The sequence below is a fragment of the uncultured Paracoccus sp. genome, from assembly GCF_937873615.1.
In the GTDB taxonomy this organism is placed as follows: domain Bacteria; phylum Pseudomonadota; class Alphaproteobacteria; order Rhodobacterales; family Rhodobacteraceae; genus Paracoccus.
This window is the reverse complement of record NZ_CALMYP010000011.1, coordinates 48,755-65,657: the sequence shown is the minus strand read 5'-3', so window position 1 is coordinate 65,657 and position 16,903 is coordinate 48,755. Positions and strand designations below refer to the sequence as shown.

At 65.2% G+C, this 16,903-nt stretch carries 15 protein-coding genes and 1 pseudogene; 9 read left to right on the top strand and 7 right to left on the bottom strand.

Annotation, left to right across the window (positions count from 1 at the left end; translation table 11 throughout):
• From Q0330_RS02825 to Q0330_RS02815, 3 genes and pseudogenes are all read left to right on the top strand, one after another.
• Positions 1–103: pseudogene (locus Q0330_RS02825) on the top strand ((S)-ureidoglycine aminohydrolase); the annotation flags it as partial.
• Between the two features lie 258 nt (positions 104–361).
• Positions 362–1,855: a nucleobase:cation symporter-2 family protein gene (locus tag Q0330_RS02820; RefSeq protein WP_299474136.1), complete on the top strand. Its 1,494-nt coding sequence runs from the start codon at positions 362–364 to the stop codon at positions 1,853–1,855.
• Between the two features lie 141 nt (positions 1,856–1,996).
• Positions 1,997–4,153, top strand: a complete 2,157-nt coding sequence (locus Q0330_RS02815) for a malate synthase G (protein WP_299474134.1) — start codon at positions 1,997–1,999, stop codon at positions 4,151–4,153.
• A 191-nt stretch (positions 4,154–4,344) separates the two neighbouring features.
• Here Q0330_RS02815 and Q0330_RS02810 read toward each other — a convergent pair whose 3' ends face one another.
• Complete coding sequence (locus tag Q0330_RS02810; RefSeq protein ID WP_299474132.1) at positions 4,345–5,457, bottom strand: site-specific DNA-methyltransferase; 1,113 nt, start codon at positions 5,455–5,457, stop codon at positions 4,345–4,347.
• An 89-nt stretch (positions 5,458–5,546) separates the two neighbouring features.
• Positions 5,547–6,197: a ribonuclease HII gene (locus Q0330_RS02805; RefSeq protein WP_299474130.1), complete on the bottom strand. Its 651-nt coding sequence runs from the start codon at positions 6,195–6,197 to the stop codon at positions 5,547–5,549.
• A gap of 249 nt (positions 6,198–6,446) precedes the next feature.
• On the opposite strand from Q0330_RS02805, the gene Q0330_RS02800 reads away from it, so the two are divergent.
• The 6 genes from Q0330_RS02800 (at position 6,447) to gph (ending at position 11,785) form a co-directional block, all read left to right on the top strand.
• Complete coding sequence (locus tag Q0330_RS02800; RefSeq protein ID WP_299474127.1) at positions 6,447–7,199, top strand: GntR family transcriptional regulator; 753 nt, start codon at positions 6,447–6,449, stop codon at positions 7,197–7,199.
• A 55-nt stretch (positions 7,200–7,254) separates the two neighbouring features.
• Entirely contained in the window at positions 7,255–8,532 is a 1,278-nt protein-coding gene (locus Q0330_RS02795; protein ID WP_299474124.1) for a L,D-transpeptidase family protein, read from the top strand.
• A 4-nt stretch (positions 8,533–8,536) separates the two neighbouring features.
• Positions 8,537–9,322 (top strand): extensin family protein, encoded by a 786-nt coding sequence (locus Q0330_RS02790; protein WP_299474121.1) that lies wholly within the window; start codon positions 8,537–8,539, stop codon positions 9,320–9,322.
• A 120-nt stretch (positions 9,323–9,442) separates the two neighbouring features.
• On the top strand, positions 9,443–10,366 hold the full coding sequence (locus Q0330_RS02785; protein WP_299474118.1) for a glycosyltransferase: 924 nt from the start codon (positions 9,443–9,445) through the stop codon (positions 10,364–10,366).
• An 82-nt stretch (positions 10,367–10,448) separates the two neighbouring features.
• On the top strand, positions 10,449–11,144 hold the full coding sequence (rpe, locus tag Q0330_RS02780) for a ribulose-phosphate 3-epimerase (protein WP_299474115.1): 696 nt from the start codon (positions 10,449–10,451) through the stop codon (positions 11,142–11,144).
• Positions 11,141–11,785, top strand: coding sequence for a phosphoglycolate phosphatase (gene gph / locus Q0330_RS02775; protein WP_299474112.1), 645 nt, complete (start codon positions 11,141–11,143; stop codon positions 11,783–11,785). Before rpe ends, gph begins: the two co-directional genes overlap by 4 nt.
• Before the next feature lies 1 nt (position 11,786).
• Here gph and rfbA read toward each other — a convergent pair whose 3' ends face one another.
• From rfbA to Q0330_RS02750, 5 genes are all read right to left on the bottom strand, one after another.
• Entirely contained in the window at positions 11,787–12,659 is an 873-nt protein-coding gene (gene rfbA / locus Q0330_RS02770) for a glucose-1-phosphate thymidylyltransferase RfbA (RefSeq protein ID WP_299474109.1), read from the bottom strand.
• Entirely contained in the window at positions 12,656–13,507 is an 852-nt protein-coding gene (rfbD, locus tag Q0330_RS02765; protein WP_299474106.1) for a dTDP-4-dehydrorhamnose reductase, read from the bottom strand. The genes rfbA and rfbD overlap by 4 nt, the downstream gene beginning before the upstream one ends.
• Complete coding sequence (gene rfbB / locus Q0330_RS02760) at positions 13,507–14,544, bottom strand: dTDP-glucose 4,6-dehydratase (protein WP_299474103.1); 1,038 nt, start codon at positions 14,542–14,544, stop codon at positions 13,507–13,509. Before rfbB ends, rfbD begins: the two co-directional genes overlap by 1 nt.
• On the bottom strand, positions 14,541–15,101 hold the full coding sequence (gene rfbC / locus Q0330_RS02755; RefSeq protein ID WP_299474100.1) for a dTDP-4-dehydrorhamnose 3,5-epimerase: 561 nt from the start codon (positions 15,099–15,101) through the stop codon (positions 14,541–14,543). The genes rfbB and rfbC overlap by 4 nt, the downstream gene beginning before the upstream one ends.
• A gap of 69 nt (positions 15,102–15,170) precedes the next feature.
• Positions 15,171–16,883: a hypothetical protein gene (locus Q0330_RS02750; RefSeq protein WP_299474096.1), complete on the bottom strand. Its 1,713-nt coding sequence runs from the start codon at positions 16,881–16,883 to the stop codon at positions 15,171–15,173.
• Positions 16,884–16,903 lie beyond the last annotated feature (20 nt).

Sequence of the window (16,903 nt, the reverse complement as noted above, 5' to 3'; positions counted from 1 at the left end):
CATGTGGCTGCGCGCCTTCTGCCCGCAGGCCTGCTATGCCGGCGGGCCGGGGCCGTTCCGCTATCTGCTCTACAAGGATGTGAACCGCCACATGCCGCTTTAGGGCCTGTCCTGCGCGAGGGTTGTGCAGGGTGCACTGTGCACCATGGGTATTTGACATCGGTGCCAAACTGCCGACAAAATGACCTCCAGGAGGCGCGGGCAGGGTTATCTGCTGCGTGGACAAGCTTCTGCGCGCATGATTGCCCGATTTACCGGCAAATGTGGCAGATTATTGCGGCGTCGGTCGAGGGGGGATTCATGGCCTTGACCGGTGCTGCACAGGACCGGGATCGCAGCGATCCACCAGGGGGGACCAGACATGGCCACAGACACAACCGCACAGGCGACACCTGCCGTCGATGAGCTTCTGCCACCCGCCCGGCTGTTCACGCTGGGGCTGCAGCATGTGCTGGTCATGTATGCGGGTGCCATCGCCGTGCCGCTGATCGTCGGTCGGGCGCTGGCGCTGGAGCCGGAACAGGTGGCCTTCCTGATCTCGGCTGACCTGTTTGTCTGCGGGCTGGTGACGATCATCCAGTCCTATGGGCTGACGCCATGGTTCGGGGTCAAGCTGCCGGTGATGATGGGGGTCACTTTCGCCTCGGTCGGGCCGATGGTCTCGATCGCGCTTGCCAATCCGGGGCCCGAGGGCGCGCGGATGCTGTTCGGGGCGATCATGGCTGCCGGCGTGATTGCGATGCTGATCGCGCCCCTGATGTCGCGGCTGATCCGCTTCTTTCCGCCGGTCGTGACCGGCTCGATCATTCTGGTCATCGGGGTCAGCCTGATGCGGATCGGGATCAACTGGATCTTCGGCCTGCCGGTCGGGCCGACCGCGCCCCGAACGGTGAACCCCGAGGCGCAGGCCTGGGTCGATACGGTCACGGGCCTGAACGGCGTGCCGCCGGTCCCGCAGGGCTTTGCGCTCGCGCCGACGGTGAACAACCCGAATTACGCCGCGCCCCAGAACATGCTGATCGCGGCGCTGGTGCTGCTGGCGATCATTCTGGTGATGAAATACGCCCGAGGCTTCCTGTCGAATATCGCCGTGCTGGTCGGCATCGTGACCGGTGCGGTGATCGCCGCGATCCTCGGGATGATGCATTTCGACAAGGTCGCCGATGCCGGCTGGTTCGCGCTGATCATGCCCTTCCATTTCGGCACCCCGATCTTCGATCCGGTGATGATCCTGACCATGGTGCTGGTCATGGTCGTGGTGATGATCGAATCGCTCGGCATGTTCCTGGCCCTCGGAGAGATGTGCGGCCGCCGTCCCAGTCAGCAGGCATTGGCGGCGGGGCTGCGCACCGATGGGCTTGGCACGCTGATCGGCGGGCTTTTCAATACCTTCCCCTATACCTCGTTCAGCCAGAATGTCGGGCTGGTCGGCGTGACCGGCGTGCGCTCGCGCTTCGTCTGTGTGGCCGGCGGGATCATCATGATCGTGCTCGGGCTGGTGCCGAAGATGGGCGCATTGGTCGAGGCGCTGCCGACCGTGGTTCTGGGCGGTGCCGGGCTGGTCATGTTCGGCATGGTCGCGGCCACCGGCATCCGCATCCTGACGGCGGTGGATTTCAAGGAAAACCGCAGCAATGCCTTCATCGTCGCGGTCTCTCTCGGGATGGGGATGATTCCGTTGGTGGCGCCCGATTTCAAGATGCACATCCCCCATGCCATCCACCCGCTGATCGATTCGGGCATCCTTCTGGCCTCGATCACCGCTTTGGTGCTGAACATGGCCTTCAACGGCGCGGAAGCGGTGTCTGACGATGAGGTCCGCGAGGCTGCCATGCAGTCCGATGGCGGGCACTGATCCGCTTGCGGAGCGGCGCGGACGGGGCCGCTGATGCAGCGCCCCGAGAGTGCCGTTTGGGCTAACAGGGGTTGCCCTGCCGGGGCGTTGCCACCAAAAGGGTCGGCGAATATTGCCGCCGAGGGGAAAGAGGACGCGCTCATGGAATATGTTCAGAAATCCGGCCTTCAGGTCGCGGATGAATTGGCGGCTTTCGCCGAAAACACGCTGCTGCCGGGCACCGGGGTGGCACCGGGGGATTTCTGGGCCGGGCTGGCCTCTCTCGTGGATCGCTTCGGGCCGCGCAATGCCGAGGCATTGGCCAAGCGCGAGGAATTGCAGGCCGCCATCGACAAATGGCATGTCGCCCATCGCAATGCCGAATTCGATCCGGCCGCCTATCGCGCCTTTCTGGAACAGATCGGCTATCTGAAGCCGGAAGGTCCCGATTTCCAGATCGACACCGCCAATGTCGATCCCGAGGTGGCAACGATTTCAGGGCCGCAGCTGGTGGTGCCGGTGATGAATGCGCGTTTCGCGCTCAATGCCGCCAATGCCCGCTGGGGCAGCCTGTATGACGCGCTTTATGGCTCGGACGCGATGGGCTCGCTGCCCGAGGGCAAGGGCTATGACGCCGCGCGTGGCGCTGAGGTGATTGCCTGGGCGAAGAACTTCCTCGATCAGGCGGTGCCGCTCTCGGGCGCCAGCCATGCCGATGTGACCGGCTATGCGGTCAAGGCAGGCAAGCTGGTCGCCAGCACCGATAAGGGCGAGACCGGGCTGACCGATCCCGCATCTTTCGCCGGCTATATCGGCGATACGGCTGCGCCCAAGGGGATCGTGCTGGTCCATAACGGGCTGCATATCATCATCGACATCGACCCTTCGAACACCATCGGCAAGACTGACCGCGCCGGCGTTGCCGATCTGCGGCTGGAATCGGCCATGTCGGCGATCATGGATTGCGAGGACAGCGTTGCCGCCGTCGATGCCGCCGACAAGGTGGTGGCTTACGGCAATTGGCTGGGGCTGATGAACGGCAGCCTGCAGGAAACCTTCGAGAAGGGCGGCAAGCAGATGACCCGCCGTCTGGAAGACGACATCGCCTATACCGCGCCCGACGGAAAGCCCGCCAAGCTGAAGGGCCGGGCGCTGATGTTCGTGCGCAATGTCGGCCATCTGATGACCAACCCGGCGGTGCTGACCGCCGACGGCAAGGAAATCCCGGAAGGGATCATGGATGCGCTGTTCACGGTCGCGGCCTCGATGCACGACCTGAAAGGCGCGAAGGCCAATTCCGCCGCCTCGGTCTATATCGTGAAGCCGAAGATGCACGGCCCCGATGAGGTGGCGCTTGCGGACGAGATCTTTGGCGCGGTCGAAGACATCCTCGGCCTGCCGCGCCACACCATCAAGATCGGCATCATGGACGAGGAGCGCCGGACCTCGGCCAATCTCAAGGAATGTATCCGCGCCGCGCGCCACCGGGCGGCCTTCGTCAATACCGGCTTCCTCGACCGCACCGGCGACGAGATCCATACCTCGATGGAAGCCGGCGTGATGAAGCGCAAGGCGCTGATGAAGAACGAACCCTGGCTGTCCAGCTATGAGGATCGCAATGTCGATATCGCCCTGGCCTGCGGTTTTCAGGGCAAGGGCCAGATCGGCAAGGGCATGTGGGCCATGCCGGACCGCATGGCAGCGATGCTGGAGGCCAAGATCGGCCACCCGAAATCCGGTGCGAACTGCGCCTGGGTGCCGTCGCCCACCGCCGCCACGCTGCATGCGACGCATTACCATCAGGTCGATGTGAAGGCGCGGCAGGACGAGATCCTGAAAACCGCCCCTCGCCGCAAGCTGGAGGAGCTGCTGACCATCCCGCTCGCCCCCTCGAACGGCTATCCCGAGGCCGAGATCGACGCCGAGATCCTGAACAACGCGCAGGGTATCCTCGGCTATGTCGTCCGCTGGGTCGATCAGGGCGTCGGCTGTTCCAAGGTCCCCGATATCGAGGATGTCGGCCAGATGGAGGACCGCGCCACCTGCCGGATTTCCTCGCAGATGCTGGCCAACTGGCTGCATCACGGCGTGGTCAGCGAGGACCGGGTGATGGGGGCGATGAAGAAGGCAGCGGCCATCGTCGACCGCCAGAATGCCGGCGATCCGGCCTATCTGCCGATGGGGGATGGCTCGGATTCGCTGGCCTTCCAGGCCGCCTGCGATCTGGTCTTCAAGGGCCGCGCGCAGCCCTCGGGCTATACCGAGCCCTTGCTCCACGCCTATCGCCGCAAGTTCAAGGACGAGCACGGCGTGGCGTAAGGCCGGGCAAGTTGCAAGCTGGGCACCGGCGTTAACACTTGCCGGTCCCGCCCGGCGCGGACTGATAGACACCGCGCCATCGGTCTACCGCAGGTTCGCAGAAAAAAGCCCCGCCATCCGAGGATGACGGGGCAAGTTTGTCCGAGCCGAACGAGCGAGGCTGTCGGACATGGCGAAACTTGTGGGGGATGTCAGTTCGGGCGTTCGTCCATCTCGTCGCGGATCTGCTGGCGCAGCGCGTCGATGGGGATCATCTTCCCCTCGCGCTTGAAGTGCCAATAGGTCCAGCCGTTGCAGGAGGGCGCGCCTTCCAGCCGGGCGCCGACCTGGTGGATCGAGCCCTGGATGTCGCCGCCGGTCAGGCTGCCATCGGCGCGGACGCGGGCTTTGTGGCGGTTGCCCAGCGAATAAAGCTCTTCGCCGGGGCGTAGCATCCCGCGCTCGACGACCTGGCCGAAGGGGACGCGCGGCTCGGCACGCTTGCCGGTCGAGGTGGCGAGCGCCTCGGCGTGAAGGCGGCGGATGCGCTCCATCCGCTTGCTGGCGGCGTCGCGATAGCCGCTTTCACGCTCAATGCCGATGAAATCGCGGCCCAGCATCTTGGCGACCGCGCCGGTCGTGCCGGTGCCGAAGAACGGGTCGAGCACGACATCGCCAGGATTGGTGGTGCCGATCAGGACCCGATGCAGCAGCGATTCCGGCTTCTGGGTCGGGTGGGCCTTGTCGCCCTTGTCATCCTTCAACCGCTCGCCGCCATTGCAGATCGGCAGCACCCAGTCCGAGCGCATCTGCACGCCCTCGTTCAGCATCTTCAGGGCTTCGTAATTGAAGGTGTATTTCGCGCCTTCCGATTTCGAGCACCAGATCAGCGTTTCATGGGCATTGGTCAGGCGCTTGCCGCGGAAATTCGGCATCGGGTTCGATTTGCGCCAGACCACGTCGTTGAGGATCCAGAAGCCCTGATTCTGCAATTCGGCGCCGACGCGAAAGATATTGTGATAGCTGCCGATCACCCAGAGCGCGCCATTCGGTTTCAGAAGCCGGCGCGCGGCGGCCAGCCATTCGCGGGTGAACTGGTCATAGGCGGCGAAACTGGAAAACTGGTCCCAGTGATCGTCCACCGCATCGACGCGGGAATTGTCCGGCCGGTGCAGGTCGCCGCGAAGCTGCAGGTTATAGGGCGGATCGGCAAAGATCAGGTCCACGCTGGCCTCGGGCAGCGCATTCATCACCTCGATGCAGTCGCCTGCGAGGATCTGGTTCAGCGGTAAGGGTCGCGCGGACGCGGTCTTGTTCGGTGTCATCTCTGCCTCTCGATCCGCCGGATTTTCCCGGTCTGGTATATGCCGAATGATGAGTCAGCGGTGATTCGCCGTCAATTTATTTATTTGAATCAATCAGTTGTGGTTGTGGCTTTACACAAGATATTGTGGACGGGTGCAAAAGTGCGTCGATGATATGGGGTCACGCCCAGTTCCATCAGTGCGCGCTTGTGTTCGGGGGTGGGGTATCCGGCGTTCCGGTCCCAGCCGTAGCCGGGAAACTGTTGCGCCAAATCCACCATGACCTTATCGCGCGCGGTTTTCGCCAGGATCGAAGCCGCCGCGATGCTGAGCGCGCGCGCGTCGCCCTTGACGATGGCCCGGCCCGGCATCGGCAGCGCCTTCGGCACGGCGTTGCCGTCGATCAGCGCCATGGTCGGGGCCCGGCGCAGACCGGACAGGGCGCGGCACATGGCCAGATGCGACGCCTGCAGGATATTGAGACGGTCGATCTCCTCGACCCAGACATGGGCTATGGCCCAATCGGCGCTGCCGCGAATCGCATCGGCCAGGCGGTCGCGAGAGGCGGGCGAGAGTTTCTTGGAATCGTTCAACCCGCCGGGCAGCCGGCGGATATCGAGCACCACCGCCGCCGCCGTGACCGGGCCGGCCAGCGGGCCACGCCCGGCCTCGTCCACGCCGGCGACGATCCGCGCGCCATCGCGCCAGGCGTCAAGCTCATGGGCGAAATCGGGACAACTATTCCGGGGCGTCGTGATCATATCGGAAGATATCCGCCGAAGAACAATTTTGTACTACACCGCTCTCCTCATGCGTGTGTATCATTCTTTTGGACACATGCATAAAAACAATCGAGCCAATAATGATATGTCGCAACGGCACCTCACCGAATGATCAACTCAATTCACGATTGTGTCGGGGCCGCCGCTGCCCTTTGACGGGATGAACTGCGGTTCCTACTTCATGATCAACTCATATCACTGCCATCGCAACGAGAGCAGGTCAAACCCATGTTGAATGCCAAGCTAGAACCATCGCTTCCATCCGGCAGTCTGAGGCCTGCCGGTCGTCAGACACTGAATACGTGGCAAGCGGTTCAGGCCGAAGTCCTGCGCCGTATCCGCAGCGGCAGATGGAAGGCGGGGCAACTGATCCCGACCGAACATCAACTGGCCGATGAACTGGGTTGCGCGCGCGCGACCGTGAATCGAGCGCTCAGCCAGTTGGCACAGGACGGAATCGTGCAGCGCCGGCGAAGGGTCGGCACCCGGGTCGCGGCCACGTCGGTCCCCGATGCCGGCGCCGAAGCAACCCCGATCCGCGATGAGGTCGAGGCGACCGGCGCGACCTATGCCTATCATCTGACGGGGCGCGATGTCGTGCGCGCCACCCCTGAGGTGATGTCGATCATGCATGTCACCCGCGCCGAACCGCTGATCCGCTATCGCGCATTGATAACTGCCGATGATGCACCCTATTGCGTCGAGGTGGGCTATCTCGCGCCACAGGATTATGTCGCCCTGACCGATGAGATGATCCGCGATGCCGAGCCGCTGGAATGGATGCGCCGCGTGGTGCCGCAACTGTCCGGCCGGCTGGAGATTCTGGCCACCCGCCTGACCGCCGAATGTGCCGAGGAGTTGGGGGCCGAAAAGGGCTTTCCGGTGCTGACGCTGGACCGCACCCTGTGGAGCGATGGGCGCGCACTGTCCCACTCGCGCCGCGTATATCCGCCGGGGCATCGGGCCAGCTTCGTGCGCTAGACGGGGAACTCCTGCCATGTGATATGTTTCAATCACACCGCAGCAGGAGGCTTGCATGCCCGTCTCTCTCCGCACCGCCCTTTTCTCGACGGTCCTTGCCGTGCTTCTGCCGGGCTTCGCTGCGGCTGCCCCGATCACCGCCGCAGGTATCGAGGCAGCCAGCTATGCGGGCGGGCCGCTGCCCTCCGGTCAATCGGCGCTGACGGTCAAGGTGCAGGTGATGCTGGACCGCGCCGGCACCTCGCCCGGGGTGATCGACGGCATCAAGGGCGGCATGAGCCGCAGCGCCATCGCCGCATTCGAACGCCGCAGCGGTCTGCCCGCCGATGGCCAGATGGACCCGCAGGTCTGGGCCGCGCTGCAGCCCTTTGCCGGCGGCGCCATGACCATGGATTACACCATCACCGAGGCCGACGCCTCGGAACTGACGCTGCATATCCCGAACGATTACCTGGAAAAGGCGAACATGACCTCGCTCGGCTATACCAGCGTGGCCGAGAAGCTGGGCGAGCGTTTTCACATGGACGAGAAATTCGTCTCAACCCTGAACCCGGGCATTCCGCTGGTCGCGGGCTCCACCATCAAGGTGATCGCGCCGTCGAAGCCCCTGCGCGCCAAGGTGGCGCGGATCTTCGTCGAGAAGGGCACCAACCGCGTCGCCGGCTACGATGCCGAGGGGCATATGGTGGTGAATTACCCGGCCACCATCGGCTCGACCGAGACGCCGTCGCCGAGCGGGACCCACAAGGTCCGCGCCGTGGCGCTGAAGCCGGAATATACCTATAACCCGGCGATCAATTTCACCCAGGGCGAGAACAAGACGGTGCTGACCCTGCCGCCGGGGCCGAACGGGCCGGTGGGCACGGTCTGGATCGCGCTGACCAAGCCGACCTATGGCATCCACGGCACGCCGACGCCATCGCGCCTGTTCGTCAGCGAATCGCATGGTTGTGTGCGGCTGACCAATTGGGATGCCGAGGAACTGGCCCATATGGTCCAGCCCGGCATCACCACGGTCGATTTTCTGGAGCGCGGCACCTCGCTGGCCGATGTCATGGGCGAGGCCAAGGGTGTCTCGAAAGCGGTGGCGGCTGCGGCCGGGCCGGTGCCGGCGGCAGGGGTTGCCGGGGTGGCTTCGCTGGCGCTGATCTCCTCGGCCCCGCCGCTGCCGCGACCCGCGAGTCTGGCGGCGATGCCGGTCGTGCCCGCAGCGGTGCCGGCCACGGGTGCCGCGCCGACCGATCCGCTGGCCGCCGCGGTCGAGGCGGCGACCTCGGGCGCGCCCGGTGTCTTGGTTCAGCCGGCGGCGGGACAGCAGGTTCCGGCGCAGTAGGACCATGTTCGGGCGCCTGCTTCTCATCCTCGGGATGGTCTGGTCGCCGGGACTGGCAGCGTCCGGGCAGACCGGGGCAGAGGTCGCGCCCGAAGCCCAAAGGCCGGTCATGCGCCCCGAGATGCCGCCGACCGCCCGGCCCGATATCCCTGCCGTCGGGGACCAACCCTTCGTCGAGAAGCCCGGGGTCGAGCCAGATCCGCCGGCCTGGCAGGCGCTGACCGAGAGCGATGCCAGCTATCTGTCCTGCCTTTTCGGCCTGACCATGCTGGGGGTCCGCTATACGCGTCTCGACCCGCTGACCTCGCCCGAGGATCGCGATTGCGGGATTGCCCGGCCGCTGAACGTCACCGCCTTGCAGCCCGGCGTCGGCATTGCCGGCGGCGCGACCATGCGCTGTGCGACGGTGCGGCAACTGGCGCTGTGGCTGCGCGACGAGGCCGTGCCGGTCGTCCGGCACCTGCCCGGCGCGCCAGCCATTACCGGGATCGTGCCGGGTTCGACCTATCAATGCCGCGCCCGGGTCGGGGATGGCGGCGAAAAGCTGTCGGAACATGCGCTTGGCAATGCCTTCGACATCGCGGCGCTGAAACTCTCCGATGGCAGCGAATTGACCATCTCGCCGCGCAACGGATCTGGCGACATGCGCGAGGCGGTGCAGAAGGCGATGCGCCATGGTGCCTGTCTGTATTTCACCACGGTGCTCGGTCCCGGCTCCGATGCTGCCCATGACGACCACCTGCATTTCGACATCGCCGCCCGCAGGGGCGGCTGGCGGATCTGCGACTGACGTTCCCACGGATCGCGCGCCGACAAGCCCCGGATGCTCAGGCAGCGCCGGCTGCCGGCTTGCGCTGATCGCGCTGATCGCGGCAAAAGGGCCGAACTGAAGTCGAATGGCGAGGGTGGCTTGGCACGGATACTGATCGGACTGGCGCTTTATCAGGGGGGCGAGCATGTCGCGGCCCAGCTCGACAGCATTGCGCGCCAGACGCATTCCGATTGGCGACTTGTGGTATCCGACGATGGCTCTTGTGATGCGGGCCCCGAGATCGTGCGGGCCTTCGCGGCCTCGCGACCGGCAGGGCAGGTGCAGTTGATCGAAGGGCCGAAAGCGGGCGCCACGCGAAATTTCCTGTCGTTGATTGCCCAAGCCCAGCCGGATGAGTTCATGGCATTCGCCGATCAGGACGATGTCTGGCATGACGACAAGCTGGCGCGGGCAATCGGGATCCTGAACGGGGATCATGGCCTTGGCCTCTACTGCGCGCGGACGACGATCTGCGATGCCGATCTGCGACCGCTGACGGCCTCTCGGCGGTTTCCCGGACCTTTCGGGTTCCGCAATGCGCTGATTCAGGCGGTGACGCCCGGCAATACCCTGCTGCTGCCGCCCGCTACGGTTGCCTTGGCGCAGCGCGCGGCGCCTGCCGCCGCAGCCGCCGGGATCGAATCGCATGACTGGTGGCTTTACCAGCTGGTCACCGGGGCCGGGTTTCCCATTTACCGCGACGATGCCGAGGTGCTTCTTTATCGCCAGCATGGGGACAACCTGAAGGGGCGCAATGACACCTTGCCGGCCATGCGGGCGCGGTTGTGGCAGCTTTTCACGGGGGATTACGGTGCCTGGCTGCACGAGAATGTCGCCGCTCTGTCAGCCGTTGAAGAGGAACTGACCGAAGAAAATCGCGCCTTGCTGCGCCGTTTCGCCGAGGCGTTGACGCGGCATCGATCAGCTACGGCACTGGCGCGGCTCAGGCTGCGGCGGCAGACATTGCCCGGAACGGTGGCATTCTATCTCGCCGCGATGTCCGGGGCGTTCCGGCGTGGCTAAGTAACATGGCTGCGGTTGACGGCGGCGGCGGTTCGGCCCTATGCGTCTGCCATCCCCGAACGCAAGAGCCGGAAAACCTGTGATGAGCTTCGACCGCAGCATCAAGATCGCCCCCTCGATCCTGTCCGCCGATTTCGCCGATTTCGGCCGCGAGATTCGCGCCATCGAGGCGGAGGGCGCCGACTGGGTCCATGTCGATGTCATGGACGGTCATTTCGTGCCGAACCTGACCTTCGGCCCGCCCGCCGTGAAGGCGTTCCGGCCGCATGTGAAGACCTACATGGACGTGCATCTGATGATCGCGCCGGTCGATCCCTATATCGAGGCCTATGCCGAGGCCGGGGCCGACCTGATCACCGCCCATATCGAGGCCGGCCCCCATATCCACCGCACGCTTCAGGCGATCCGGGCGACCGGGAAACAGGCAGGCGTCTCGCTCAATCCGGGCACACCGCTCGAATCCATCGAATATGTGCTGGATCTCTGCGATCTGGTGCTGATCATGTCGGTCAATCCGGGCTTTGGCGGGCAGAAATTCATCCATAGCCAGGTCGACAAGATCGCCCGGCTGCGCGGCATGATCGGTGACCGGCCGATCCATATTCAGGTCGATGGCGGCGTCGATGTGAAGACCGCGCCATTGGTCGCGAAGGCAGGCGCGGATGTGCTGGTCGCGGGCTCTGCCGTGTTCAAGGGCGGCTCGGTCGAAAATCCGCAGGTTTACGGCGCGAATATCCGGGCGATCCGCGAGGCTGCCGAAGGCGCATTGGCACGGTGATCGTCATTTTCGATCTCGACGGGACGCTGATCGACAGTGCGCCCGATATTCACGCCACCGCCAATGCGGTGCTGGCCGATGAGGGGCTGGAAGGCTTCGATCTGGCCACCATCCGTGGCTTTGTCGGGCGCGGCGTGCCGGCGCTGATCGGGCAGATGCTGGCGGCGCGCGGTCTTGAAGATCCCGCGCGGGCGGCGCGCATGGCCGAGAATCTGGTCGCGCGATACGAGGACGCGGTCGGTCTGACGCAGCCCTATCCGGGCGTCGAGGCGGCGCTGGACGCGCTGCGCCAGCGTGGCGATGTGCTGGGGGTCTGCACCAACAAGCCTGCTGCACCTGCCCATGCGGTGCTGCGCCATCTCGGGTTGGACCGCTTCTTTGCCGGGGTGATCGGCGGCGATAGCGGCCTGCCGCGCAAACCCGACCCGGCCACGCTTCTGAAGTTGCGGCAGGATCTGGGCGGCGGCGAGACGGCTTATATCGGCGACAGCGAGGTCGATGCCGAAACCGCGAAACTTGCCGGTCTGCCCTTCTTACTGTTCACCGAAGGCTACCGGACGACACCCGCCGAGGAATTGCCGCACCGGGCGCTGTTTTCCGATTTTGCCGAACTGCCGGGGCTGATCCGCGCGCTCGGCTGAGTTACTTCAGCAACCCGGCCAGATAGCGCCCGTAATCGTTCTTGGCGAACAGCTCGGCCCGGCGCTGCAATTGTGCGGCGTCGATCCAACCCTGTTCATAGGCGATCTCATCCGGGCAACCGGTCTGCAAGCCCTGCCGCTTTTCCAGCGTGCGCACGAAGTTCCCGGCATCCAGCAGGCTGCCATGGGTGCCAGTATCCAGCCAGGCATAGCCTCGGCCCATGCGTTCCACCGTCAGCAGCCCGTCATGAAGATAGGTCTCCAGCAGCGTGGTGATTTCCAGCTCTCCCCGGTCCGAGGGCGTGACGCCGGCGGCGCGGTCGGGCGCGCTGCCGTCCAGGAAGTAAAGCCCGGTCACCGCGAATTGCGAGGGCGGTTGTTTCGGCTTCTCGATGATGGAGCGCACCCGGCCGGATTCGTCGAAATCGACGACGCCGTAGCGTTCCGGGTCGGCGACGCGATAGCCGAAGACGGTGCCGCCCTGGGGCTTGGCATCGGCGCTCGCCAGCAGTTCGGGCAGGCCCTGGCCGAAGAAGATGTTGTCGCCCAGCACCATCGCCGAAGCTGCGCCGTTCAGGAAGTCGCGTGCCAGCAGATAGGCCTGCGCCAGCCCGTCGGGCGAAGGTTGCGCGATATAGGTGAAATCCAGCCCCCACTGGCTGCCGTCGCCCAGAAGGCGCTGGAATTGGGCCTGATCGTCTGGGGTGGTGATGATGGCGATCTCGCGGATGCCGGCCAGCATCAGGACCGAGATCGGGTAATAGATCATCGGCTTGTCATAGATCGGCAGAAGCTGCTTCGAGACGCCCATGGTGATCGGATAAAGCCGTGTGCCGGAGCCGCCGGCGAGGATGATGCCCTTGCGTTCAGTCATTGGTCGAGTTCCTTGATGACCTGCGCCAGCGATCGCCGCCATTCGGGGCGGGGGATGCCGAAATCATGGCTGATCGCGGCGCAATGCAGGCGCGAATTCAGCGGGCGGCGGGCAGGCGTGGGGTAGTCGCTGGTGGGGATATCGGCGACCTCGGGCGAAAAGCCGGACTGGGCGAAGATCTCGCGCGCGAAATCGGCCCAGCTGACATCCGGGGCGCCGGCGAAGTGATAGAGGCCGCCTTTCGCGGGATCGGCGGCCATGGTTTCGGCCATGCTCAGCGCGGCGCGGGCAATGTCGGCGGCGGCGGTCGGGCCGCCGATCTGGTCGGCGACGATGGTCAGCCGGTCGCGTTCGGCCCCTAGACGACGCATGGTCTTCACGAAATTACTGCCATGGGCCGAGAAGACCCAGCTTGTCCGCATGATCGCCGATTGCCCGCCCGCCGCCATGACGGCCTGTTCGCCGTCCAGCTTGGTCTGTCCGTAGACCCCGAGCGGGCCGGTTCCAGCATCCTCGGCGCGGGGCTGATCGCCCGAGCCGTCGAAGACGTAATCGGTCGAGATATGGACGAAGGGAATGCCCAGATCCGCGCAGGCGCGCGCCATCGCGCCGGGGGCCTCGGCATTGACCAGCCGGGCGGTCTCAGTGTCGCTTTCGGCCTTGTCCACCGCCGTATAGGCGGCGGCGTTGATGACCGCGCGGGGCCTTGCGCTGCGGATCAATGCGGCGCAGGCGGCGGGGTCGGTCAGATCGGCCTCGTCCCGGCCGGCGAAATGCGCATCGGGCGCGATCCGCGCCAGTTCCAGCGCGACCTGCCCGGTTTTTCCGAAGACCAGCAAGCCCTGCATCAGCCCGTCCCCAACCGCTTGCCGACCCCGTCGCGGCTGAGCAGCGGGCGCCACCAGTCTTCATTGGCAAGATACCATTCGACGGTGCGGCGCAGCCCTTCCTCGACCGTGACCGAGGGGCGCCAGCCGAGCTCATTGCGGATCCGGGTCGGGTCGATGGCATAGCGGCGGTCATGGCCGGGGCGGTCGGTGACGAAGGTGATCAGATCGGCATGGGGCGCGCCTGCCGGGTGCAGGTCGTCCATATGGGCGCAGATGGTGCGCACGAGGTCGATATTCCTCGCCTCGTTCTCGCCGCCGATATTGTAGCTGCGGCCAAGCTCGCCTTTTTCCAGAACGGTCAGCAGCGCGTCGGCATGATCCTCGACGTAAAGCCAGTCGCGGATATTGCCGCCATCGCCGTAGACCGGGATCGGCTGGCCCGAAAGCGCCTTCAGGATGACCACCGGGACCAGCTTTTCCGGGAAGTGGAAGGGCCCGTAATTGTTGGAACAATTGGTCATGACGACCGGCAGGCCATAGGTCTCGTGCCAGGCGCGGACCAGATGGTCGGACGCGGCCTTGGAGGCCGAATAGGGGCTGCGCGGGTCGTAGGGGGTGGTTTCGGTGAACTGACCATCCTCGCCCAGGGACCCGAACACCTCATCGGTCGAGATATGGTGAAAGCGGAAACCTTCCGGCTTGCCTTCGCGGGTCCAATAGGTGCGGGCGGCTTCCAGCAGGTTATAGGTGCCGTTGATATTGGTCTCGATGAACTCGCCCGGCCCGTCGATGGACCGATCGACATGGCTTTCGGCGGCAAGATGCATGACCGCATCGGGGCGATGTTCCGCGAAAACCCGGTGGAGCGCCGCGCGGTCGCGGATATCGACCTGCTCGAAAGCATAGCCCGGCGCGTTCGAGACGCTTTTGACATTGGCAAGGTTCGCGGCATAGGTCAGCGCGTCGAGATTGACGACCTCGTGCCCGTCGCGGATCGCCTGACGGACCACGGCCGAGCCGATGAAACCGGCGCCCCCGGTAATCAGGATCTTCATGCCGTGTTCTCCATGGTGAAGGGGCTGTCCCATTCGACGAAGGCGGGGGCTTTCATATCCTTCTCCGACAGCAGCGGGGCATCGACATTCCAGTCGATGCCGACCGAATCCCAACGCACCGCGCCATCATGTTCGGGCGAGTAATGCGCGGTGCATTTATAGGCGACCTCGGTATCGGCCATGAGTGTGACGAAGCCATGCAGGAAGCCCGCCGGAATCCAGAGCTGGCTGCCGTTCTCCTCGCTCAGCGTCGCGCCGAACCATTGCCCATAGGTCGGGCTGCCGCGCCGAATATCCACGGCCACGTCGTAAAGCGCGCCGCGCGCGCAGCGCACCAGCTTGCCCTGCGCCATCGGCGGGGCCTGATAGTGCAGCCCGCGCAGGGTGCCCTTGACGCGCGACATGGAATGGTTGTCCTGAACGAATTCCGGCAGGTGAACCCCCGCTTCCTCCAGTGTCTTGCGGTTCCAGCTTTCGCTGAAATAGCCGCGCTGATCGCCATGACGGCGCGGCGTCAGCAGCAGAACACCGGGCAGAGGGGTCGTTTCGATTTTCATCGCGTAATCCTGCGTCTTTCTGGGCCTTTGACGGACTGCCACAGCCCGCGCCGGCTGGCAAGATGTGGCTCAGCCGGCGGGGTTGTCGGCCTCGAAGGCGGAGACCTTCTCGGCCAGCAACGCCTCGGACCGGCTGCGGAGGGCGTCGAACTTGTGGTTATCGGCATCGCGCAGGGTCGATTGCAGGCTGGCACCGTAATCGACCATGAAGGGCAGGGTGGTCACCACGCGCAGATGGGTGGCGGCCTCCATATAGCGGTCGATGGTATTGGTGAAGGCATTGTCGTCCTGGTCGTCCCAGGCGGCGAGATGCTCGATCATCCGCTGCCGGTAGAGGTTGCAGATCATCATCACCGCCCGGTCGAGCTGGACCAGAACCAGCCCGTCGCGACGTTCGACCCCCAGCACCTTCGCCTCCTTGTGCAGATCGACGATCAGGCCGGAAAACAGGTCGGCATCGCATGCGTCCATATAGTTGCGGATGGTCTGCAGCTTGCCGTGGAAACCGGGCGGCAGGATCACGTCATCCTCGACCACGAGCGCCTCGGTGATCCCGGCATCGCGCAGCCGGCGCATGATATGGCGATAGCTGAGCGCCGCGCCGCGCCAGCCCGGGCTGGCCTTGAGGCCGGGCCACATCAGGTAATCCGGCGGATTATGGGCCAGGAAGGCCCGGCTGCGCAGCGGCGTTTCCGGCAGCGTCAGGCAGGTGCGCGGCAGGCCCGGGCCGGTCGGGATGGGCGAGGGGTAATCGCCCGCCAGCGCCTCGAACTGCGCGGGCGAGATCATGTCGAGGCCAAGAAGCGCGCGCAGCACCCCAAGCCGGAACAGGTCGGGCGCGGGTGCGAAGCTGTTTTCCTGCTGCCGGCGCAGCCGGTCGGGACTGTCGAGCAGCGCGCGGATAGAGCCTGCCAGCGCCTCGGCATCGCCTTCGGGGGCAAGAACGAGGCGCGATTGCAGGTCGCCGGTCTCGGCCTGATCGGGCGCGGTCTCGCTGATGACCACGCAGCCATGCGCCATTGCTTCCGAGATCCGCGCGACCTCCAGCAATCCGCCCGGTTCGGAATGCAGGTTCAGAACGATTGCGGTCTGGTCCAGAAGCGCCGCCATGCGTGGGCCGAAAAGATTCGTCTCGATTTCCAGTTCCGGCACGGTTTCGCGGATCCGGGCCAGCAGGGCTGCCCGCCGCGCCGGCGTGGCATCGCCATAGAACAGCACCCGCCGGCGACCGGGTTCGGGCGGCGTCAGCGCGGGCGGGCGCAGCGGCACATGGAACAGCTTGCGCGTCGCCACCTTGCCCTGAAGCGCTGCCATATTGGTCAGCGAATATTCCAGCACGGCGCGGCATTCCGACAGCTGCGCCAGATATTCCGGCGTCCAGCGATGCGGTAGCACCGATTGTTCGACCTGAAAGGCGATGGTGCGATCCGGCGGTGTGGCCGGGAAGTTCTGCGGCGCAAATGCGAAGATCGTATCGAAATCGCGGGCGGCGCGGTCATTGTCGGACAGCTCGGCCTCGATCCCGGCCTCGGCCAGCACGGATTGCAGGCGGCGGGCGAAATGCAGCACATGCGGCATGGTCAGGATCAGCACCGCGCCCGGCGCGGCCGGCTTCCGGCTGCGCAGCGCCGGACCAAGCGCATCGAGCCGGCGGCGCACCCCGGCGGGCCCCTCGGTCGCCAGCACACGCAGGGCCAGGGACAGGGTATGGCCCAGCCCGCGCACGCGCACGGCCCGGTCCAGTTGCCGAAACGCATTCGTCAGATGATCGCCGAGTTTCATCCACCGACCTTGCTGGTGCC